Below are 23,714 nucleotides of genomic sequence, written 5' to 3' on the forward strand. Positions count from 1 at the left end.
TTTATTTAGCTATTTTGCAGAAATAAATCCTCTGCTTATGAATGGTAGCTTAAAATTTCTCTTATTTCTCTCACTTTTTTGTCAATTTACATTCGCACAAGTTTCTGGAACTGTTAGGGATAACAACGAAATTCCTCTCCCCTATGTTAACATTTATACCGAAGATGGAACACAAGGAACTACCACTAATGAAGATGGAGATTTTGAGCTCCGTATATCCAAAACAGGCGAATACGAATTAGTTTTTCAGTTTTTAGGCTATCAAACTCTCAAAAAAAAGATAATTGTAGAAAAATTTCCTTTTCAATTAGATGTCCAATTAACTTCAGAAACTACCAATCTAGACGAGGTTACTATCAACTCTAAAGACAATCCAGCTGATAGAATTATTCGAAATGCCATTACAAGCAGAAAGGAAAACCTTGAAAAATTAGAACAATACACAGCCAATTATTATTCCCGTGGATTATGGAGAATTAAAAATGCTCCAGAAAAAATCTTGGGTCAAGAGCTGGGAGATTTGGGTGGTGGATTAGATTCTACCAGAAGCGGAATAATTTATTTAAGTGAAACTATTTCTGAAATAACTTTTAGTGCTCCAGATAATTTTAAAGAGAAAATAATCGCCTCCAAAGTAAGTGGGAATGATAATGGCTTCAGCTTAAATTCTGCTGAAGAATCTGATTTCTCTTTTTATAACAATACGATAAACATCAATGCAGAGATCGTTTCTCCCATTGCTGATTACGCTTTTAATTACTATAATTATAAATTGGAAGGTGTATTTTATGATAATGAAGGTCACCTCATTAATAAGATTCTCGTAGCTCCTAAACGTCCAAAAGATCGGGTTTTTAGTGGTTTTATTTATATCGTAGAGGATACTTGGCAGATCTTTGGCACAGAATTAAAAACTACGGGACAAGCAATCCAAGTTGCACCAATTGAGGAACTCACTTTCACACAAAACTTTAAATATTCTGAAGAAAATAAGTTCTGGATCAAGATTAGTCAGGCAGTAGATTTTAGTTTTTCGATGTTTGGAATTGGTGGCGATGGAAGATTTACCGCAGTTTACAGCAATTATAATTTTGAACCTCAATTCGAAAATAGAACATTTACCCGAGAAGTTCTGAGTTTCGCTGATCAGGCGAATAAAAAAGATTCTTTATACTGGAATAAAATCAGGCCGGTACCTTTAACTACTGAAGAGTTAACAGATTATGTAAAGAAAGATAGTATTCAAGTACTAAAAAGCTCTAAGAAATATCTGGATTCTGTAGATACTGCTCAAAATAAGTTTTCGATCTCCAGTTTGCTTTTTGGCTATAGCTATGGAAACTCTTATAAAAAGCAGCGATTTAGCATTTCTTCACCGCTTTTTGGAACTCATTACAATACAGTACAAGGATTTAATACTTCTGTAGATGTTTCCTTTCGAAAGAACCAGGATGATAATTTTGGAGAGTATTGGAGAGTTTATTCAGAAATGAATTATGGATTTTCCGATGATTGTTTTCGAGTGAAAGCAGGTTTTCAGAAGAAGTTCAACAATTTCTCTAAGCCTATTTTAAATTTGGAAGCTGGAGTAGAAACTGCACAGATAAACCCTACTCTTCCAATTTCTGAAAGAATAAATGATATTACTAGTTTGTTCTTCGAGCGAAATTATCTGAAATTATACGAAAAGAAATTTGCTGAAATTTCATATCAGCAAGAACTTTTTAACGGATTCAGTTTGTTTTCAGATGTTAGTTATCAGCAACGAAATGCGTTATTTAATACCAGTGATAATTCGTGGGTAAATCAGGATGAAATTGTTTACACTTCTAATAATCCGTTGCAGCCAGAAAATTTCGGGACTGCTCCATTCGAAGATCATCATATTTTCAAACTTAATGTTTCAGGAAGAATAGATTTTGCACAAAAATATTTGAGCTATCCAGATAGCAAGGTGAATGTTGCTTCTAACAAATTCCCAACCTTATGGCTCACCTATGAAAAAGGTTTTGGAAGTGATATTTCTGAATATAATTTCGATCAAGTACGCGCAGCGCTTACCCAAACTGTAAAACTAGGCAATAAAGGTAATTTTGGATACACACTAAAAGGAGGTGCATTTTTAAAAGATAATGAAATTGCATATTTAGATTATCAGCATTTCAATGGCAATCAGACCCGAATTGGAAGTGGTAGTTATCTTAATAAATTCAATTTATTGCCTTATTATGAGCTTAGCACCAAAAACAACTATTTGGAAATGCATGCTGAACAGGATTTTCAAGGTTGGATCCTTGGGAAACTACCTTTGATAAATAAATTGAATTACAATTTAATTCTTGGTGCACACGCATTATCTATTGAAAACAATAAGCCTTATACAGAGTTTTCTGTGGGAATAGACAACTTAGGATTCGGGAAATATAGGTTATTGAGATTGGATTATGTAGTTTCTAATTATCAAGGAAAAACGGAAGGAGCTTTTATCTTCGGACTTAAATTCTTGGGGGTTTTTGAGTAAGTGAGAACACCTTTTCTGTCATTCCGACGGAGGAGGAATCCCTACAACCCTTAGAACTTTAAAAAAGATTCTTCAATTCGTTGCACTTCTTTCAGAATGACAAATCAATCCTTTTGTCACATCGAGCGGAGTCGAGATGTTATTTGACCCTTCGACTCCGCTCAGGGAGACAAGAGCATTAAACTAATTAATTTTTATCCTCTAAAAGAGGAACAAATCTAAAGTCGCCAAATTCCTTTTTCTCGAATTCTTTAGCAGACTTTCGTACAAAAAGTGTCATTACTTGTACGTTTTCTCCCACCGGGATCACTAAGCGTCCACCAACTTTTAACTGAGCCAATAACGGATTTGGAACATATGGCGCTCCGGCGGTAACTATAATCTTATCGTAAGGTGCATATTCATCTAATCCTTTGTACCCATCTCCAAAACTTAAATATTTTGGTCTGTATCCTATTTTAGATAAAAATAATTTAGTTTTTCTGTATAATTCTCGTTGGCGTTCTATACTATAGACCTTTGCTCCTAATTCACATAAAACAGCCGTTTGATATCCACTTCCAGTACCAATTTCCAGTACTGTATCACCTTTCTTAAGTTCCAATAATTCGGTTTGAAAAGCAACGGTATAAGGTTGAGAAATAGTTTGATCTGCCGCAATTGGAAATGCTTTATCCTGATATGCATGATCCTCAAAACTACTATCCATAAATAGATGTCTAGGAATCTTATTGATTGCAGCCAAAACCTTTTTATCTTTTACTCCTTTTGCCTCCACAATTGCTGCCAATTGCTGCCTTTTCCCCTTATGTCTAAATGTATCCTTCAACTTAATAAATTCCGATTATGGCATAAAATTAAACATTCTAAGTCAAGGCTTCAAGCTAAGTTTTAATTATTATTTAACGATTGCACTAAATCATTTACACTCAAAATGGTATTGGCTTTATGTCAAGAAATGCTATTTTTGTTGAAAACATAAAAACATGCTAAAAGCTGGTGTAATTGGTGCTGGACATTTGGGGAAGATCCATTTAAAACTGCTCCAACAATCTTCGGAATATGACTTAATTGGATTTTATGATGGAGATAAGCAAAGAGCTAAAGAGATAGAAGGTGAATTTGGATATAGAAGTTTCGATTCTGCTGAAGCTCTTATTGAAGCTGTAGATATGATAGATGTGGTAACTCCTACCATCACTCATTTTGAAACCGCGAAAAAGGCAATCATCTCTGGAAAACATCTCTTTGTAGAAAAACCTATTACTTCCACCTATGCTGAAGCTGAAGAATTGATTCAATTAGCAAAGAAACATCAAGTAAAAGGCCAAGTTGGACATGTAGAACGTTTTAATCCAGCATTTACTGCCGTTAAAGATAAGATTGGACAGCCTATGTTTATTGAGGCGCATAGATTGGCAGAATTCAATCCTCGTGGTACAGATGTGCCAGTAGTCTTAGATCTAATGATCCATGATATAGACGTTATCTTGAGCGTGGTAAAATCTAAGGTGAAGAATGTATCTGCAAGTGGAGTTTCAGTAATCAGTGAAACCCCAGATATTGCAAATGCTCGAATTCAATTTGAAAATGGATGTGTTGCCAATTTAACTGCCAGCCGAATTTCCCTTAAGAATATGAGAAAAGCGCGTTTCTTTCAACGTGATGCTTACATTTCAGTAGATTTTCTTGAGCGTAAGTGCGAAGTGGTTAAGATGAAAGATGCTCCTAAAGATCCAGATGATTTTGCGATGATTCTGCAAAATGCTGAAGGCGTTAAGAAACAGATCTATTTCGAGAATCCTACTATAGATACCAACAACGCAATTTTAGATGAGTTGGAATCTTTTGCGCAAGCGATAAATAATAATACAGAGCCAGTTGTAAGCTTAGAACAAGGGGCTGAAGCCTTGAAAGTTGCAAACATGGTAATAGAAAGTTTTAAAAAATAGAGCTTAATGATTATATTCAGACTATAGTTAAATTGTGTCGACGGGATGACAGGTTGAGCGGAGTCGAAACCTCCATTTTAAACTAGAAAGTTCTCGAATTTAGTTTATCCTGAGCGAAGTCGAAGGGCTCGTACAGAAAATATGATGATCTTTTAACTATTTGAAAAAATCAATAAAATCAATAAAAAATATAGCATGAAGAATATAGCAGTAATTGGAGCAGGAACTATGGGTAACGGAATTGCCCATACTTTTGCACAAAGCGGATACCAAGTAAACTTAATAGATATTTCTAAGGAAAGTCTTCAAAAAGGATTGGATACTATTTCTAAGAATTTAGATAGAATGCTTGCTAAAGAAAAGATCACAGAGGCTGATAAAAAGGCAACTTTGAAGAATATACATACCTTCATAGATATCCCTTCAGGTGTTAAAAATGTTTCTTTGGTAGTAGAAGCCGCAACAGAGAATGAAGATCTTAAATTGAAGATCTTTGAACAATTAGATTCTAATTGTGATGAAGATACTATTCTTGCTACTAACACTTCTTCGATCTCTATTACCCAGATCGCTTCAAAGATCTCTAATCCCTCTAGAGTCATAGGAATGCATTTTATGAATCCAGTGCCGGTGATGAAATTGGTAGAGATCATAAGAGGATACAATACCAGTGATGAGGTTACTAAAACGATCATGGATCTTTCAGAAAAACTTGGGAAAAGCCCTGTAGAAGTTAATGATTACCCCGGTTTTGTGGCAAATAGAATTCTTATGCCAATGATCAACGAAGCTATTGAAACCTTATACAATGGCGTTGCGGGTGTTTATGAAATAGATACGGTGATGAAGTTAGGGATGGCTCATCCAATGGGACCTTTGCAATTGGCAGATTTTATAGGACTAGACGTGTGTCATTCTATTCTTGAGGTGATGTACAAAGGTTTCAAAAATCCTAAATATGCAGCATGTCCTTTATTAACAAATATGGTACGTGCAGGAAAACTCGGAGTGAAATCTGGGGAAGGTTTCTATGATTATTCTGAAAATAGAAAAGCTGAAAACGTTTCAAAACAGTTTAGCTAAAAATCCAGACACCAAAGAACTAAGCTGCATTTAAAAATGCTGCTTTATAATTTCTGAAACCAAATTCATTGGCGAAAATAGTTCCGTTTAAAGCAGTAAGGCCTACTAAAGATAAGGCAGCAATGGTTGCATCCCGACCTTATGAGGATTATTCTGTGGGAGAATTAAAGGCACAATTAGACTACAATCCGTTTTCTTTCTTGCATATTATAAATCCTGGTTATAAGTTTCAGCATGAAATTACTGGTGAAAAACGTTTTCAGCTTGTAAAGAACAGATACTTGGAATTTAAGGAAGAAGAAATCTTTATTCAAGATCCTTCAGCTTGCTATTATTTTTATAAAATAGTGACCAGAAATAATATGTTCTGCGGAATTATTGCGGCAGCGAGCGTTCAGGATTACGAAGATAATCTTATAAAAAGGCACGAAGACACTATAGCATACCGGGAAAATTTATTTAAGGACTATTTAAATGTGGTAGGTTTTAACACAGAACCTGTGCTCCTAACCTATCCGGATTCAGAAATTATAGACAATCTGATGAAGAAAGTAATGCAGGGCGAACCGGAATATGAGTTTTCTACTTATAATAAGGAAACTCATTTTTTATGGAAGATTTGTGATGCCGAATCTGTTAATCAGATAAAATCTGAATTTGAAACTATGCCCACGCTTTACATAGCAGATGGTCATCATAGAAGCGCCTCCTCCTATTTACTCGCTAAAGAATCTAAGGCTGCGAATCCTAATCATACCGGGAATGAACCATATAATTATTTTATGAGTTTTCTTATTTCTGAAAGTAAATTACAGATTTATGAATTTAGTAGATTAATAAAAGATCTTAATGGTTTAAGTAAAGAGGAATTTTTAATGCAGTTGGATCTTTGGTTTAGAATAGAAAGCAGAGGATTAGAAGTTTATACACCTACAAAGAAGCATCAATTTAATATGTATCTTGACGGGGAATTTTATTCTTTATATCTCAGGAAAACGAATTATGAATTCACAGATTCCCTGAGTAGTTTGGATACTTATATTTTATATCAGAAGGTATTAAAACCTATTTTAAATATTCAGGATCTGCGCAATGATGATAGGATAGCTTACATCCATGGAAGAAATGATTTAATTGAGATTAAGACGCAAGTAGATAATGGTAATTTTGTTGTAGGTTTTGGAATGCTGCCGCTAACTATAGACGAAATAAAGAAAGTGGCAGATGAAGGCTTAACTATGCCTCCAAAAAGCACGTATATTGAGCCCAAACTAAGAAGTGGATTAACGGTTTATGAGTTTTAGGAACAATAATTCTTAACAGAAAAATAATTACTTAAATTAGAAAATGGAAATTTCCGAAAACATTAAAAAACACATAGAGGAACTTGGAGAAAAAGTAAGCTTAGTTGCAATTTCCAAAACAAAACCGGAAAGTGACCTTATGGAAGCTTACCAAGCAGGTCAACGGGTATTTGGAGAGAACAAGATCCAGGAAATGGCAGAAAAGTGGGAAAACCTCCCAAAAGATATACAATGGCACATGGTTGGACATGTACAACGCAATAAAGTGAAATACATGGCTCCTTTTGTGACTTTGATTCATGCCGTTGATAGCCTTAAATTATTAAAAGAGATCAATAAGGAAGCAGAGAAAAATGAGAGAATTATCTCTTGTTTGCTTCAGATTAAAATTGCTGAGGAAGAATCTAAATTCGGACTTGAAGCAGAGGAAGCAAAAGAAATCCTAGCTTCTGATGAGTTTATAGAATTGAAGAATATTCAAATAACAGGATTAATGGGAATGGCCACAAACTCTGACGATGAAGCAAAAGTGAGAGGCGAATTTGATTATTTAAGATCTGTTTACGTCGATTTCAAGAAAAAACAACCTCAATTTGAGGTGCTTTCTATGGGAATGAGTGGCGACTACAAAATAGCAGTAAGCTGCGGAAGTAATATGGTGAGAATAGGAAGTGCTATATTTGGAGAACGGAATTATAATTAAGAAGAAAGAGAATTTTTGTACGCAATACTAGACATAGAAACTACCGGTGGTAAGTATAATGAAGAAGGAATTACAGAAATAGCCATTTACAAATTTGATGGCTCTAAAGTAGTAGATCAATTTATTAGTCTTGTTAATCCAGAACAACCCATTCAACCTTTTGTAGTTGGACTTACGGGTATTAATAATGACATGCTTAAAAATGCTCCCAAATTTTATGAGGTAGCAAAGCGAATTGTAGAAATCACCACGGGATGTATAATAGTAGCACACAATTCTAAATTTGATCATAGAATTCTAAGGTTGGAATTTCGCCGCTTAGGTTTCGATTTTGAGCGAAAAACTCTTTGTACCGTAGAATTATCCAAAAAATTGATTCCGGGACAGGCTTCCTATAGTTTAGGAAAACTAGTGAAATCATTAGGAATTCCTTTAAGCGATAGGCACAGAGCTAATGGAGATGCACAAGCAACTGTAAAGTTGTTTAAAATGCTAATGGCAAAAGATCTGGAAAAAGAGATTCTTAAAGCTTCTGTTAGAAATGAGCCTTCCAAACAAATAGATACCAAACTCATTCAGATAATAGATGAATTACCTTCTATAACAGGCGTCTACTACCTACATAATGAGGAAGGTGAGATTATATACATTGGTAAAAGTAAGAATATAAGAAAGCGCATCAATCAGCATTTCACTAATGATCATCATACATCTAAAGAAGTTCAGAAAGAAGTAGCATCTGTGAGTTTTGAAGCAACAGGGAATGAACTGATTGCATTATTAAAGGAAAACGAAGAGATTAAGCAGAATAAACCCAAATTCAACAAAGCTCCTAAAAAGAATATTTTTAATTATGCTTTGTATCAATTTGTTGATGAGAATGGATACATCAATTTAAAGATTGCAAGATCTGATGCTCGTAAAAAAAGCATTACCACCTTTACAAATTTGCAACAAGCAAAATCTGTGCTTCATAACATTGTAGAAAAACATCAACTTTGCCAGAAGCTTACAGGATTACACTTAGGAAACGGAAACTGTTTCAGCTATACCTTAAAATCTTGTTATGGTTCCTGCATAGGTGAAGAAACGCCTGAAGAATATAATTTGCGAGTGAAGGAAGTCATACAATTACATAGCTTTAATAAGCAAAATATGCTGGTTATTGACCGAGGCAGGGAAATAGATGAAAAGAGTGCTCTGCTTGTAGAAGAAGGAGAGTTTAAAGGAATAGGGTTTTTCAACCTGAACCATCAAATGAATAATTTGGATATTGTGCGATCTATTATTACTCCTATGGCTAATGATAAAGATGCAAGGCATATCATACAAAGTTATCTTAGAAAGAATAACAAATTGAAGATTATTCAACTTGCTACTCAAGATTCAGATATTTAACACCAATCTCCCATTTTAGCTTCAAGAACTCTAGGGATAAATCACTTATTACAGAAAATAGCTAACTTTAGACACAATTAAAAATCTCCTTATTTGAAAAAAATAAACTTCGATAAAGATCATGCTGCCTGGAGAGTAAAGCTTTATCATATAATTTATGGTGCAGATACTCGTCTAGGAAAGCTGTTTGATATTGTTCTTCTGGTTCTTATTGTATTAAGTATTATCCTGGTAATGCTGGAAAGTGTAGCCAGTTACAATATTAAATATCACGATCAATTTTATATTGCAGAATGGATAATAACCGTCTTCTTTAGTATCGAGTATATTCTAAGGATCATCACCATAAATAAACCTAAGAATTATATTTTCAGTTTTTACGGAGTTGTAGATTTACTTTCTACTATCCCTTCTTATATTATCTTTTTTGTGGGTGGAAGCAATATGTTTTTGGCGGTTCGCGCATTGCGTTTACTTAGAGTATTTAGAATCCTTAAGGTCACTAGATACATTGGAGAATCCCAAAAATTAATAAGTGCCTTAAAAAATAGTAGAGCTAAGATCAGCATCTTCCTTTTCGCGGTATTAATAATTTGTATAATTACAGGTACCTTAATGTATTTAGTAGAAGGCCCAGAAAATGGGTTTACAAATATTCCTTTAAGTATTTACTGGGCTATAGTTACTCTTACCACCGTTGGCTTTGGAGATATTCATCCTTTAACTCCTTTAGGAAGATTTATCGCATCGTTTATTATGATTATAGGTTATGGAGTGATCGCTGTTCCTACAGGAATTGTTGGTGCAGAAATCTCCAAGGATTTGAATAAAGCAAGTGGAGTAAGACCTTTTGAATGCACCAATTGTGGAGAAAAAGAGCATAAGATATCCTCAGAATTTTGTCATAATTGCGGTAAAAAATTAAATGAAAACTAATCTTCTTATTAGTGTTGTTGGGCCAACAGCCATTGGAAAGACTGCCTTAAGCATTAAAATTGCCAAAGCTTTTGGCACAGAGATTATTTCTGCAGACTCGAGACAGTTTTATAAAGAAATTCCTATTGGAACTGCGGCCCCAGATAAAAAGGAACTAACTGCAGCTCCTCATCATTTTATTCATAATAGATCTATTGAAGAAGATTATTCTGTTGGAGATTATGAAAGGGAGGCTTTAGAAAAGTTAAACATTCTTTTTAAAGATTATAATGTGATGGTTTTAGTTGGCGGCAGCGGACTTTACATTAAGAGTTTAATTGAAGGTTTGGATAATTTTCCAGAGATAGATCAAGATATTCGAGATCAGCTAAACGACAGACTTTTAAATGAAGGTCTGGAAACTTTGAAAGCGCAGTTAGAACAACTAGATCCAGAATATTATAATAAGATAGATACCAGTAATCCACATAGAGTTATTCGTGCATTAGAAGTTTGTCTAGGTTCCGGAAAAACTTTTTCCTCTTTTCTAAATCAGCCTAAACCTTCCAGAAATTTTCAAACCATTTCTATTGGTCTTACCGCCCCTAGAGAAGAAATTTATGAGCGCATCAACCGCCGAGTAGACATTATGATGGATGAAGGTTTGTTGGAGGAGGCGCAAAAATTGTATCCAAAACGCCGCTTAAATGCTTTAAATACGGTAGGTTATAAAGAATTATTCTCATTTTTTGAAGGCAGAATAGATTTAGAAAATGCTGTAGAAGAGATAAAGATGAACTCCCGCAGATATGCAAAAAGACAATTAACATGGTTCAGAAAAAATAAAGATATTAATTGGTTTGATTATAAAACTCCTTTTTCTGAAATTGAAAATTTTATAATGTCTGAAATTCAGGAGAAATATAAGTAGGTAAATATTGTTCAAAAAATATTTAATTGAAATTTCACGTCTATCTGTTTTATTCCCCATCACTTCACTCTGAACTTGATTCAGGGTCTTTTCCGTACTATTTGAGACACTGAAAAAGTTCAGCATGACGGCATTCCGAATCGTCACCCTAAACTTGTCTCAGGGTCTTCTCACGAATTAGCAAGATACTGAAACATGCAGTCACTAGGTTTTATAAGCGACAAACGTATCTTATTGTCATCTCGACTTTAGGATAGAGCACTATTCAAAATGATTTGCTTCATTGAGATTCTTCAGTCCACTATGTTTCCTTCAGAATGACATTATCAGAATCAATCTATTATCACTCTTAAAATATCCATTCCTTCTGAAGTAAATAATTTAAGAACATAAACGGCACTTTGTACTCCAGTAAGATCCATGCTATATATTTGGTCTCCTTCAGAAAAATCTTTAAAAAGGATCATTCTTCCTCGGAAATCAAAAACTTCTACTCGCTGAATTGTTACTCCTGCGGGCGCAGCAAACTGAAACGGTCCGGAAGTAGGGTTTGGATAAATAAAAATATATTCTACATCTGGTTCCGGGTTAATATTACAATCTCCAGTAACAGTAACAATCGCTGATGCGCTAGTAGAATTACCGCTAGCATCTGTTGCCGTGAAACTCACTATATTATCCCCAATCTCTTTACATCCAAAATTGAGCTTACTCAAGCTAAAACTTAATTCTCCACAATTATCTGTAGTTCCATCGTTTAACATCTCTGGAGTGATGCTTACAGATCCAAATTCATTTAGTGCTACACTAATGTTCTTCAAATTAATTATAGGTGCAGATACATCCTTAACTAAAACGATTACTTCACAACTGCCATTAATCTCATCATTGGAGTAAGTAAGAGTAATTCTATTTTCTCCGAGATCATCGCATGTGAAATTCTCTTTATCTATAGAAAACTGAAGATCTTCAGGTCGCGCTGTAAATAAACTCGTTGCATTTAAAGTAGCAAAACCATTTTCATCCAATTCCAGATTAACCGACTCCTTACACACTACGGTAGAATCTGTCATAGTGGTTACAATAATTGTTACTGTAGCTACATTAGAATCTTCAAAACCATCCTTAGCTATATAGGTAAAAGTATCTACCCCAGAAAATCCAGGATTTGGAATATAATCGAAAGAGCCATTCGAATTAAATACCAAGTCTCCATTTATAGTTGAGTTTTGAATAACTGCCGTAAGTTCCCTCCCCGCTGGACTAGTATCATCTCCTAAAACTCCTGGAGCTGAAATTGACAAAATCATATCGACCTCCGAAGAATAAGTGTCATCATTTGCTATTGGAGCCGTATTAGGAAAAGAAGTGTCGTTTACTATGATTGTAACAGTTGCAATATTGGAATTACCAATGCTATCATTTGCCACATACGTAAAAGTATCTTCTCCCGTAAATCCATTATTTGGAGTATAGATGAAAGAACCATCTGAATTTAAAGTCAGTGTTCCACTGGAAGGTTGACTTTGTATTACTGCTGTTAGTGCATCGTTATCTGCATCGGTATCATTTCCTAAAACCCCAGGAGTACCAATTGATAAGCTTGTATCTTGATCTAAAGAATATGTGTTATCTAGAGCAACTGGAGGAGTATTCGCAGTATTATCTTCAGTTAAGACCACATTAAATATACAAGTTGCTGAATTGCCTGTAACATCCTCTATTCGTACCATTACTTCTGTGGTTTCAAAAATCACAGTTCCCACATCTGGAATTTGTTCAATTTTCGTGACAGCGCAATTATCGGAAGCTTGAGCCTGTAATGAATAATTTGGCAAGGAAAATCCGTATTCGGGATTAAATATTTCATTTTGATCTCCAGGACAAATAACAACAGGAGGTATGGAATCTTTTGCCTCTAGTTCTATTTCGCAAATATCTATTTGATCTTCAAATTTCGCAGTAATGGTAAGGCGATGGGAACCATTTATTCGAAATCCGGGAGTAATATTTTGTGTAATAACAGCTCCTTCTATATTGGTACTTATGGTAGATGCAATATCTGGGATAAGGTAGCTACAATTTGAATCCACCTCAAAAGTTTGCTCTCCAGGGCAATTTGTTATTTGCAACTCGGTACTTTTAAAGAACTTAATATTGAAATTACAGGTAAAAAAGTTATTGTTTTCATCACCTACTCTGAAAGATGCATTCATATCTTCAGTAACCACTGTACCTACCTCTGGGGTTTGAAAATAATTGAGAGTGCTACTGCAATTATCTGAACTGGAATACAAAGTTGAAAAATCCGGTACTGTATAGGTTTTATCTGTAGTATATTCTACCAATATTTCGCTAGGGCAAGTTATTTTTGGGGGAATACTATCTCTTAAATCAAGTATAAAATCACATTCGCCAACAATGTCTCCTCCAATCCCATCATAAACTTTAATGTTTACAGATAACGTATTTCCGTTTCTGGTTTCTGTTTGATCGAAGTATGGATCATTCTCAAAATTCTCAAAATTACTGAGTATGTTGGAATATTCTGGAACTTCAAAACTACAGTTTTCATCTAAAGATAAAACTGTGGTTTGATTTGGATCTGGACAATCAAAAGTTGGAGATGGAGTTTCCTCATTCTCAGTTATAGTAATATCAAAACTACATGTAAAAGTATTATCTGAAGCATCAGCCACCATAAAAGTATTGGTAGTAGTTCCAATTGGAAATTCACTTCCTGAAACCAAACCATTAGTCTGCGTAATTGTAGATCCAGCGCAATTATCGCCAAATGTTGGAGCTGTATACGTAATAACTTTACCACTCTCTCCGAAAGCAACAGTTTCAGAAATATCATTCGGACATGAAATCGTTGGATTTTCGTTATCTATTACCGTAATTGTAAAACTACATTCATCTGTCAACCCGGCTCCGTCGGTAGCTCTAAAACTTATAATAGTTTCTCCAACAGGAAATAAATCTCCAGAATTTAAACCAGTATTATCTATTCTAGTAATTGTTGGTGGGATTCCAGAATTATCGGTAGCTGTAGTATTTGCAAAAGTTACTACCGCTCCACATTGTCCCGAATCTGTATTTTTTGAAATATTAGTTGGACAACTAATTACAGGAGGTTCTATATCAGTGTTTTCAGTTATAGTAACATCAAAATTACAGGTAAATGTATTATCTGAGGCATCTCTAACTTCAAAAGTATTGGTGGTAATCCCAATTGGAAATTCACTTCCAGAAGCTAAACCTCCTGTTCGTACAATTGTAGCATTAGCACAATTATCATCGAATATTGGAGCATCGTAATCAATCACTTTTTTAGTCTCGCCAAAAGCAACAGTTGAAGTAATAGGTACTGGACATGAAATAGTGGGATTTTCATTATCGGTGATAGTGATTGTAAAACTACATTCTTCTGAAGTGTTATCAGATGAATCTGTGGCTTCAAAACTCAATATAGTTGTTCCCACAGGGAAAACATCTCCAGAATTCAAATTGATATTGTCTGTTCTAACAATAGTAATGTCTTCTCCAGAATTATCGGTAGCTGTAGCATTTGCAAATGTTACTACCGCTCCACATTGTCCCGAATCTGTATTTCTAACAATATTAGCTGGACAAGTTATTGTTGGATTTTCTGTATCTGTAGTATTATCTGCTGGTAAAACAGTAATAATAAAAGTGCATGTAGATTTATTTCCACAAAGATCTGTAGCAGTGAACTCTATATTTGAATCTCCTACTGGAAATTGACTTCCCGAAGTAAGGCCGACGGTTTGTAATATAGTTACACTATTTACATCAGTAGCTGTTGCATTCTGAAAAGTTACTACCGCAAAATTATCACCCTCAATAGCTTTTACCTCAATACTATCCTGACATGAAATTATAGGTTCAGCACTATCAAAAGATGGAGTTCTTTGATATATTTCCAAGTGAAACTCTAATTTATTTGGAAAAAAGGTGTGAGTAAAAAAATTATCAATATGCGTTCCAAAAATCTTTGAGTTATTGATATAAAATTTATCACAACTATTAAAGGATAAATCTACTGGAAAGTCAATATTGGATTTAAAATCATATTTAAACTTTTCATTAGGATCATACACTTTAATTTTAAAAACATCATCGTCATCTCCGTCATATATATCATGTGAAAGTTTTAATAAATCTCCCAAATTAAAATTGGTTGATAAACTAATAAATTTTTCAAAATCAACTCTTCCATCATAATCAATAACATAAATAAAATCAAAATTATCAACGATAACACTACCAGGAGATTTAATACCAGGCAATTCTCCTATTAAGTTAAGATTATCATCAAATATATTTACAGAAGGCCTAGCATTTCCAGCATGACTAACATAAATAGTTTTATCTGAACTCACAGCTATTCTATAAGGTAATCTAACATTGTTATTAATGCTCTTTAAAACACCTGTTTTTTTATCTACAATTCTAATTCTACTTGATGGCGTCCTTTCAGGCCCTTGTTTTCCATCATTATACTCGGCTATATAAATATTTTCTGTATCCACATCAATACCCATTGGCCGGAAATATGAGGTTAGAATCGAGCGTTTATAAATACCATTACTATCATACACTTTAACTTGTCCATTATCCTCAAAACTTTCACCGCCTGCCAAAAAATCAGCAATATATATAGAACCTTCATCATCTATAGCAATATCAAGAGGGCTATTTAAATCCGTTATAAAACTGGAATTTATAGTTGAACCAACGGAATTACGCTTTTGGACACCATTACCAAAAGTTAGGGTATATACATTACCTTGAAGATCTGTAGCAATCGCAACAGTAATATCATCGCTATTTAAGGAAGTGACAGATACAGTAGGTAATTTAAAATCTTTTTTCCAATCTAACAAAGGTGTGACACTAACCTGCCCCACCACACTCAACGTAGAAAAAAACATAAAAAACAACACGCAAAAAAACATCATGGAATTCTTAGCAAGGCGATTGCCTTGCATATTTTGAACCCATAAAATGTTAGCGTAGTTATGTTTCATATCTAGTGCTTGGGAAATACAAATATAATGTTGATTCCCGTAAAATATTGTGCCTAATGCTTAACATTATAATACAAAAGGACTGTATAAAAGTTGCAATGGCATTATAGACGCATTAAATTCCAAGAAATACTTCTCAAAATTCACACCCCAATATGCCCTACCACTTTTATACAGTCCCTTTAAGAAACTGAAATTCCTTCTATTTAGGCTTCGCCCTCTTTATTCTTAACTACCAGTCTAAATCCTTCCCCGTGAATGTTTAAAATCTCAACATTCTCGTCTACTTTTAGATACTTACGCAGTTTGGCGATATACACATCCATACTTCTAGATGTAAAGTAGTTATCGTCTCTCCATATCTTGGTAAGCGCCAATTCTCTCGGCATAAGATCATTTTCATGTAATGCCAACAATCTTAATAATTCGTTCTCTTTTGGAGATAATTTTATAGGCTCTTTGTCTTTGTAAGTCAAGAATCTTAACTTAGAGTTCAAGTGTAAGCCACCAATCTGGAATTCAAATTGTTTACTATCTGCAACGCTATCTGTAGCTTTACGCTGCATAATAGCTTTAATTTTCATTAGAAGAACTTCACTATCAAAAGGTTTGTTTAAGTAATCATCTGCTCCTACTTTGTATCCTTTTAATACATCTTCCTTCATTGCTTTTGCAGTTAGAAAAATAATTGGCACATCTTCATTTTTGTCCCTAATTTCTTTTGCAAGAGTAAAGCCGTCTTTATACGGCATCATTACATCTAGGATACAAAGATCGAAATCGTCTTTCTTAAACTTTTCAAAACCTTCCATTCCATTTTTAGCATGAGTCACCTCATAGTCGTTCATTGCTAAATAATCTTTTAGCACAGTTCCAAAATTTGGATCATCCTCAACTAATAAAATTTTCTTGTTTTCAGTTTCCATATATTATGTTATTAATGGTAATTTAATTATAAATGTACTTCCTCTTCCACGTTCACTCTCCACATGAATGGTAGCGTGATGGTCGTCGAGGATTCTTTTTACATATGCAAGACCCAAACCATGACCTTTTACATTATGTATATCTCCGGTATGTTCCCGGTAAAATTTCTCGAATATTTTCTTCTGAACTGCTTTACTCATTCCAGAACCTTGATCTCTGATCTTCAAAATTATGGAATTTCTAACGTTTTCTGTATAAATATCAATTTTAGGTTCCTCAATAGAGTATTTTATAGCATTATCTAAGATATTTACGATCACATTTGTTAAATGATCTTCATTTCCTAAAACTGAAGATTTCAGTGCTCCAAAATGATTTTTAATATAACCGTTCCTGTCCTCAACTATCAATTCTACATGCGTTAACGCATCTTCTACTAGATCATGAAGCTGTAATCGCTCCTTTTTAAGATCTAACTCATTCTTCTCTAACTTAGAGATCTGCAGAACATTTTCAACCTGTGCGTGCATTCTCTTATTTTCTTCTCTAATCATTTGCAGATATCTCGTGACCTTACTTTGATCACCTGAAACCTTTGGATTCTTAATTGCATCTAGCGCTAAATTGATGGTAGCTATAGGAGTTTTAAACTCATGCGTCATATTATTTATAAAATCCGTCTTGATCTGCGAGATCTGTCTTTGCTTAATTAATTGTGACAAAGCACTAGAGTAAGCGATCACAATAATGAGAGTAAATATTATGGATAAAGCAGCCATAAGAATTACTGAAGAAAGCACAACCTCTTTCTTCTCAGTAAAATTAACCAGAAGCTGATAATTACTCTTTCCCGAAATATCTAGAAATAATGGAACCGAATAAATTCCAGGGGAATCGATTACAAAATTGTCTGAATGAACTTTGGTGGCGAGTGAATTGGCATAAACTCCATATTCAAAAGCCGATTTTAAATTATAATTCTTTAATTCTTCTTTTATCGTTGCTTCCAGCTCTGGCTTAGATAGCCTTTTATGAATTGGAATTTTAGAAGTAAATTCAGAAATATAGGCACTTAACATGTCTTTTTCTACCTCTTCCATTCTCATTAAGCGATCCAAACGTTCCTCGGGAGATATAATTCCAGAAACCTGATCTTTATTCAAAAAATCGTTTACCCTATTATTTATAATTGAAGCAAGTTCTATACTATCTGAAGTAGAGACCAAAAAATCTGAAGACTCTTTATGATTATCTTCTAATGACTTATTGTAATCGCTATTTGAATCCTGTCCAAACTCATTTAAACCGAAATATTTTTCAAGATTTACACTATTCAATTTTAGAGAAGTGCTATCTTCAAAATCAAAATTAAACCAAAATGCTTCTAACTCCTTGTTTTGAAGATCTTTGGAAACATTTATAAGAACTTGTTTAGCATTATAAGAAAACTGCTCTTCCTTATCATCTACAGTACTTTTTATCCAATATCCTTGTACGAAAATTATCCCAATGAGCGATAAGCTCATCAGTATAACGAGGAGGAAGAATAATCGTTTATTCATGCCTCAAAAATAAGATTTTAACATTTAGAGGCTCACCAGTTTAACCAAACGTTAACAAAACAGTGGCTAATTTTTATCAGTGTTTATCAGAATTTCGTGAAGATTTCGCACCTGCTCTTTTGTAGATGAAAGATTTTTATTGAAAATTTCGAAATTAGATAATTTTCTTTTTTCTTCATCGCTCCATTGATGCTTCATTCTTGCTTCAATTTCTTCCAGGGTACTTTTATCTCGAGCCTGCAATCTTTTTATTCGATCTTCTAGTGGAGCGGTAACTAAAATCACAAGATCACAATTTTTATAACCTCCAGATTCAAATAGAATAGCAGCTTCATAAAGCACATAAGAGCTGTCTTGCTTATTCTTCCATTTAATAAAATCTCTAGCCACTGCTGGATGCACGATTTCATTTAATTGCTGAAGTTTTTCTGGGGAATTAAATACCTTATCTGCTATATATTTTCTATCTAAATGTCCATCGTTATAAGCTTGTTCCCCAAACAATGAAACAATCTTAGCTTTAACTTCCGAGTTGGTATTCATTAAATACTTCCCAGCATCATCTGCAATATAAATAGGCACTTTTAATTCTTTAAGAAAGCTGGCTACTGTAGTTTTCCCACTACCTATTCCTCCGGTAAGTCCTACTATCCTCATCGTTTAATTACAAATTGAATTTTCTTCTCGTTAAGCCTAATATTGTTTACTTGTGTTGGTTCTTCTATAATTTGTGCAATTAAAAATCCATCACTGTCGTGTGAATTTTTAAAATCTACAGCAACTACAAAGGAAGAGGTATCAATTTTTTCAAAGTCCTTTAAGCTCACCTGATAATAAATAACAACATCTTTGGGAAAGATTACCACATTAGTTCCCTCTGGTACATTTAGTAATTTTATTGGAATCTCCACTTTGCCTTCAGTAAATTTTTCAGTCCTAACCGAGTAATTTACCTCCTCTTGATAAAATGAAACATCTTTAATATTACCTGTCTCCAATTGAACTTTCCCTTGCACATCATTGCTAATATTATTGATCTTTAAAGGTTTCGTATTTATTGATCTAAGCGTATCTAAAATGTTAGCAGAACCACTCACCATCACAGAATCTGGTTGTAGCTTTATCTCTTCTAATGCTGAATAACCCACAGAAAAACTGAGATCTATAGTAGATAAAACAACAATTTTTTTAACCGCTCTTTGTTCAAAGTTTATTTTTACATTCTTCTGAAGAAAAACAACTTTTTCATAATCAAGATTTAACTGTGATAAAATAGCAGTCTTTTGTTGTTCAAGATCATAGAAAAGTGACTTTCCATCCTCAGTGGCATCACTAATATCTATGGTTATTTTTTGAGGAAAAACTCTGTTCCAGGCAATATAAAAACCGCGATCACGAATCCTTAGATCTAACGTTCTGGGAGTATCTCCTACCAAGATTTTATCCTTTGGAAGATTGGTGTAAATAATAGGCATTTCTAATACCTCGGTGTATTCCTTTGAAAATTGGACAACTACCCATATCACCGCGGAAAATCCAAGAAAAAATGAGAAAGTCTTTAGAGGCCCTCTTTTAATCCATGGTTTTCTTTCTTTCAATTTAGTTTTCATTTGTAAAAAATAGCTTAGGAAATGCTTCCTGAGGTTGCATTTTTAAAAATTTCAGTTTCCATATAGAGTTTAAATAGCCTACACCATATCCTAGGAACTGTATAAATGTTGCTATTATTGCAGCAATTCCAATATAAACACTTTTATTTTTTATTCCCGCATCTATTCCAATTATTAAAAAATAGAGCAAATAAAGCCATATTAAAAACGAAGCTCCTAGCAACCATATAATTAGTGCAAATACAAATCCTGCAATAAATAAAGAAGGAAACCAAAAAGTGATTTTAGCAGATTCAGGATGCCAGGAATTTAAAATTGGACGCACCATTCCAAATTTATTTACTTGAGTATAGAATTTATTCCAATCTATTCTGCGTTTATGAAAAACTACTGCATTTGGAATAAGTATAGTTTGAAAACCTACTTTAAGTAATCGCAATGCCAGATCTGGATCTTCACCTGGATGGATCAGTCCGAAACCTCCAGATTCTAAAAAGGCTGTTTTAGACAAACCCATATTAAAACTTCGTGGCTGAAATTTATTAACAGCTTGCTTGTTTCCGCGAATTCCTCCTGTGGTTAATAAGGAAGTCATCGAATAGTTAATCGCTTTTTGAAGATCTGTAAAACTTTCGTGTGCCGAATCTGGACCACCAAAACAATCGTAATAATTAGAAGTTAAAAAAGAATCTACTTCTTGTAAATAATTTGGAGGAAGTATTACATCTGAATCCAGAATAAGGAAGTAGTTTCCTTTAGCCAGTTTCATTCCATAATTTCTAGAATCTCCTGGCCCAGTATTCTCTTTGTAATAATAACTGATATTCAGACTATCTTCAAACTCCTTAATAATTTCTTCTGAAGAAATAGTAGAACCATCTTCCACAATTACTATTTCAAAGCTGCCATTAAAATCCAATTCTTTCAAGCTCACCAATAATTCTCGGATCTCATCTGGCCTATTGAAAACAGGGATTATAAAAGAATATTCTAATAGCATTTCTAATAAAAATTTAGATTTTTTAAGATAAAACTAAGCCCCGATATTCGGGGCTAAATTCTTTATATTTTCCATGGATATTACTCCATATCTTTCATAAAAGTATCCATTACTTGCTGGCTAACTCCCATATTTGAAAATCCACCATCATTATAAAGATTTTGAAGTGTTACTCTTTTTGTAAGATCAGAAAATAAAGAAATAGTATAATTTGCACAATCCATAGCAGTTGCATTTCCAAGTGGAGACATTTTATCTGCATAAGCTATAAATCCGTCAAATCCTTTTACTCCTTGTCCAGCAGTAGTTGGCGTTGGAGATTGAGAAATAGTATTTACTCTTACCTTTTTATCTTTTCCGAAGAAATATCCAAAACTACGAGCAATAGATTCTAAATACGCTTTATTATCTGCCATGTCATTGTAATCTGGGAACACTCGTTGTGCTGCCATATATGTTAATGCCACAATACTTCCCCACTCATTCATCGCATCTTTTTTGTAAAGAGCTTGCATGGTTTTATGGAAAGAAACCGCAGAAACATCCCAACCTTTGGTTGTATAATCATAATTCATATCTGTATAGTGATTACCTTTTCTCACGTTTACAGACATTCCTATAGAATGCAATACAAAATCTAATTTCCCGCCAAGAATCTCTTGAGCTTTATCTACTAAATTTTCAAGATCTTCTACTTTCGTAGCATCTGCAGGGATAATTTGGGAATTTGTTTTTTCAGCAAGCTGATTGATGCTTCCCATTCTCATTGCGATTGGTGCATTGGTAAGAACAAAACTTCCACCTTCTTCATGAACGCGTTCTGCAGTTTTCCAAGCGATAGAATTTTCATCTAAAGCTCCAAAAATAATTCCTCTTTTCCCTTTAAGTAGATTGTATGACATATAAGTTGTTTTTTTTGGTTGTATTAGCTGGCAAATATAATAAACTTCAAATCAAGAACCTCGGGGTAAGCCCACGAGCTTTGAATTGGAAAATACTTTAACCAGATTCAATGCAAGCCTCGCGTAATTAAGCCCTTAATGAGGGATTAATTGAGCAGGGCTTTTGCATGCGCCATCGCCGATTCACTTTTAGTGTTTCCGCCGAGCATCATTGCAAGCTCTACTATTCTATCTTCTGTTGCTAGCTCTTCAATTTTTGTCACGGTAGTTTCGCCAATGTCTTCCTTGAAAATTTTAAAATGCTTACTTCCTTTACCTGCTATCTGTGGTAAATGAGTGATCGCAATTACTTGCATACTCAAACCCATTTTTTGAAGAATATCTCCCATCTTTTGAGCAATATCTCCCGAAACCCCAGTATCTATTTCATCAAATACGATGGTTGGCAACTTGCTTTGTGTAGCAAGAATACTTTTTACTGCTAACATAATACGTGATAATTCACCTCCAGAAGCTGCTTTTTTAAGCTCATTAAAATCCCCCCCTTTATTTGCAGACAAATACCAGTTTAAAATATCCTGCCCATTGGCGAAAAATTCTGATTGTTGGCTAAGCTCAATTTTTAATCTTGCATTCGGCATTCCTAGCTCACCAACTATTTTCTCTACAGTTTGCACGAAACTTGGAATGATTTTTTTACGCTTATTATATATCTCAAAAGAAATACTTTCCAATTCCTTTCTGCTTCTCAATAGCTCTTGCTGTAACTTTTCAAGATCGGCGTCTGCATTTTCTGTTAGTGCTACTTTATCATTTAGAGTATTCTTGATCTCTATTAATTCCTCTACACTACCGGCTGCATGCTTCTTTTGCAAATTATAAATAAGTTGCAATTTCGCATTTACTTGATCTAATTCTTCAGGATTCGCTTCTACGCGCTCCAAGGAATTCTCCAATTCTTGCGCAACATCATCAAGTTCTATAATTACACTCTCAATTCTCTCTTGAAGCGCAGCATAGTTTGTTGAAAATTTAGAGATCTTAGAAAGATCTGTTTTTATCTCTTTAAGCCCAAACAAACTTCCAACTTCTTCCTGCTGAATCTGGTTGATCGCAGAACTTAAATGTTCTGTAAGAGTTTCAACATTACTAAGCTCTTCATAACGCTCTTCCAACTCCTCTTGCTCTCCCGCTTTAAGTTTAGCTTCTTGTAGTTCGTTAAGCAAAAAAAGATTGTAATCATGCTCTTTTAAGGCTTGAGATTGATCTTCTTTTAAAATACTTAATTGCTGTTGTAGTTTTTTATGATCCTTTAATCCTTTTTTATATTTCTGAAGGATCTCCTGATTTTTAGATAATGTATCCAACACCTGAAATTGGTATTGATTTTCTCCTAAGCTTAAGGTTTGGTGTTGCCCATGAATATCAATTAAAAAGTCACCCAATTTAACAAGAACTGGTAAGGTAACAGGAGTATCATTTATGAAAGCCCGTGATTTACCTGAAGCTAAAATTTCTCTTCTAATGATAGTATGCTCCTCAAAATCTAAATCTTCGGTTTCAAAAAACCTTTTTAAGGAGTAATTGGAAATGTCAAACACACCTTCGATAATGCACTTATTCTTTGCATTTCTTATGGCGCTGTAATCTGCCCTTTTTCCTAATAAAAGGCCTAAAGCCCCTAGCATTATGGATTTTCCAGCACCGGTTTCTCCGGTAATTATGGTAAAGCCCTGCTGAAGATTGATTTTTATATCTTCAATTAGAGCGTAGTTTTTTATAGATAATTCGGTAAGCAAGGTGTAATAATTTTGAAGCTAAAGATACGGGAGAATTTCTTCGGAATCAAAAA

General features: G+C 34.1%; 17 protein-coding genes. 8 read left to right on the plus strand and 9 right to left on the minus strand.

Going from position 1 to position 23,714, the window contains the following annotated elements; all coding sequences use genetic code 11:
* The first annotated feature begins 37 nt into the window (after positions 1 to 37).
* Complete coding sequence (locus I130_RS07680) at positions 38 to 2,521, plus strand: DUF5686 and carboxypeptidase regulatory-like domain-containing protein (RefSeq protein WP_034921105.1); 2,484 nt, start codon at positions 38 to 40, stop codon at positions 2,519 to 2,521.
* Positions 2,522 to 2,708: 187 nt separating this feature from the next.
* Here the strand turns inward: I130_RS07680 and I130_RS07685 are convergent, their stop codons facing one another.
* Positions 2,709 to 3,350 carry a protein-L-isoaspartate(D-aspartate) O-methyltransferase gene (locus tag I130_RS07685; protein ID WP_034921108.1) on the minus strand — a complete coding sequence of 214 codons (642 nt, stop codon included), beginning with the start codon at positions 3,348 to 3,350 and terminating at the stop codon, positions 2,709 to 2,711.
* A 157-nt stretch (positions 3,351 to 3,507) separates the two neighbouring features.
* On the opposite strand from I130_RS07685, the gene I130_RS07690 reads away from it, so the two are divergent.
* From I130_RS07690 to miaA, 7 genes are all read left to right on the plus strand, one after another.
* Complete coding sequence (locus I130_RS07690) at positions 3,508 to 4,473, plus strand: Gfo/Idh/MocA family protein (protein WP_034921112.1); 966 nt, start codon at positions 3,508 to 3,510, stop codon at positions 4,471 to 4,473.
* Between the two features lie 195 nt (positions 4,474 to 4,668).
* The gene (locus tag I130_RS07695; RefSeq protein ID WP_034921115.1) at positions 4,669 to 5,556 is read left to right on the plus strand and encodes a 3-hydroxyacyl-CoA dehydrogenase family protein; all 888 of its coding nucleotides are present in this window, start codon (positions 4,669 to 4,671) and stop codon (positions 5,554 to 5,556) included.
* 68 nt (positions 5,557 to 5,624) lie between these two features.
* The gene (locus tag I130_RS07700) at positions 5,625 to 6,860 is read left to right on the plus strand and encodes a DUF1015 domain-containing protein (protein WP_034921118.1); all 1,236 of its coding nucleotides are present in this window, start codon (positions 5,625 to 5,627) and stop codon (positions 6,858 to 6,860) included.
* A 43-nt stretch (positions 6,861 to 6,903) separates the two neighbouring features.
* Complete coding sequence (locus I130_RS07705; protein WP_034921122.1) at positions 6,904 to 7,563, plus strand: YggS family pyridoxal phosphate-dependent enzyme; 660 nt, start codon at positions 6,904 to 6,906, stop codon at positions 7,561 to 7,563.
* 15 nt (positions 7,564 to 7,578) lie between these two features.
* Positions 7,579 to 8,961, plus strand: coding sequence for an exonuclease domain-containing protein (locus tag I130_RS07710; protein WP_034921125.1), 1,383 nt, complete (start codon positions 7,579 to 7,581; stop codon positions 8,959 to 8,961).
* A 93-nt stretch (positions 8,962 to 9,054) separates the two neighbouring features.
* The gene (locus tag I130_RS07715; protein ID WP_034921130.1) at positions 9,055 to 9,897 is read left to right on the plus strand and encodes an ion transporter; all 843 of its coding nucleotides are present in this window, start codon (positions 9,055 to 9,057) and stop codon (positions 9,895 to 9,897) included.
* A complete protein-coding gene (gene miaA, locus I130_RS07720) occupies positions 9,887 to 10,807 on the plus strand; it encodes a tRNA (adenosine(37)-N6)-dimethylallyltransferase MiaA (protein WP_034921133.1) in 921 nt (306 codons plus the stop codon). Before I130_RS07715 ends, miaA begins: the two co-directional genes overlap by 11 nt.
* A 332-nt stretch (positions 10,808 to 11,139) precedes the next feature.
* Here the strand turns inward: miaA and I130_RS07725 are convergent, their stop codons facing one another.
* The 8 genes from I130_RS07725 to recN all read right to left on the minus strand — a co-directional run bounded on the left by I130_RS07725 (position 11,140) and on the right by recN (position 23,661).
* A complete protein-coding gene (locus I130_RS07725; RefSeq protein WP_083932883.1) occupies positions 11,140 to 15,861 on the minus strand; it encodes an HYR domain-containing protein in 4,722 nt (1,573 codons plus the stop codon).
* A 206-nt stretch (positions 15,862 to 16,067) separates the two neighbouring features.
* Positions 16,068 to 16,787, minus strand: a complete 720-nt coding sequence (locus tag I130_RS07730; RefSeq protein ID WP_026837943.1) for a response regulator transcription factor — start codon at positions 16,785 to 16,787, stop codon at positions 16,068 to 16,070.
* 3 nt (positions 16,788 to 16,790) lie between these two features.
* Positions 16,791 to 18,350 carry a sensor histidine kinase gene (locus I130_RS07735; protein WP_034921142.1) on the minus strand — a complete coding sequence of 520 codons (1,560 nt, stop codon included), beginning with the start codon at positions 18,348 to 18,350 and terminating at the stop codon, positions 16,791 to 16,793.
* A gap of 66 nt (positions 18,351 to 18,416) precedes the next feature.
* Entirely contained in the window at positions 18,417 to 19,007 is a 591-nt protein-coding gene (gene coaE, locus I130_RS07740) for a dephospho-CoA kinase (protein ID WP_034921145.1), read from the minus strand.
* Complete coding sequence (locus I130_RS07745) at positions 19,004 to 19,960, minus strand: CdaR family protein (protein WP_034921148.1); 957 nt, start codon at positions 19,958 to 19,960, stop codon at positions 19,004 to 19,006. Before I130_RS07745 ends, coaE begins: the two co-directional genes overlap by 4 nt.
* Positions 19,950 to 20,960 carry a glycosyltransferase gene (locus I130_RS07750; RefSeq protein ID WP_034921152.1) on the minus strand — a complete coding sequence of 337 codons (1,011 nt, stop codon included), beginning with the start codon at positions 20,958 to 20,960 and terminating at the stop codon, positions 19,950 to 19,952. Before I130_RS07750 ends, I130_RS07745 begins: the two co-directional genes overlap by 11 nt.
* Before the next feature lie 80 nt (positions 20,961 to 21,040).
* On the minus strand, positions 21,041 to 21,862 hold the full coding sequence (locus tag I130_RS07755; RefSeq protein WP_034921156.1) for an enoyl-ACP reductase: 822 nt from the start codon (positions 21,860 to 21,862) through the stop codon (positions 21,041 to 21,043).
* 146 nt (positions 21,863 to 22,008) lie between these two features.
* Positions 22,009 to 23,661: a DNA repair protein RecN gene (gene recN, locus I130_RS07760; RefSeq protein WP_034921160.1), complete on the minus strand. Its 1,653-nt coding sequence runs from the start codon at positions 23,659 to 23,661 to the stop codon at positions 22,009 to 22,011.
* Positions 23,662 to 23,714 lie beyond the last annotated feature (53 nt).

This window comes from Gillisia sp. CAL575, from assembly GCF_000403785.1.
In the GTDB taxonomy this organism is placed as follows: domain Bacteria; phylum Bacteroidota; class Bacteroidia; order Flavobacteriales; family Flavobacteriaceae; genus Gillisia.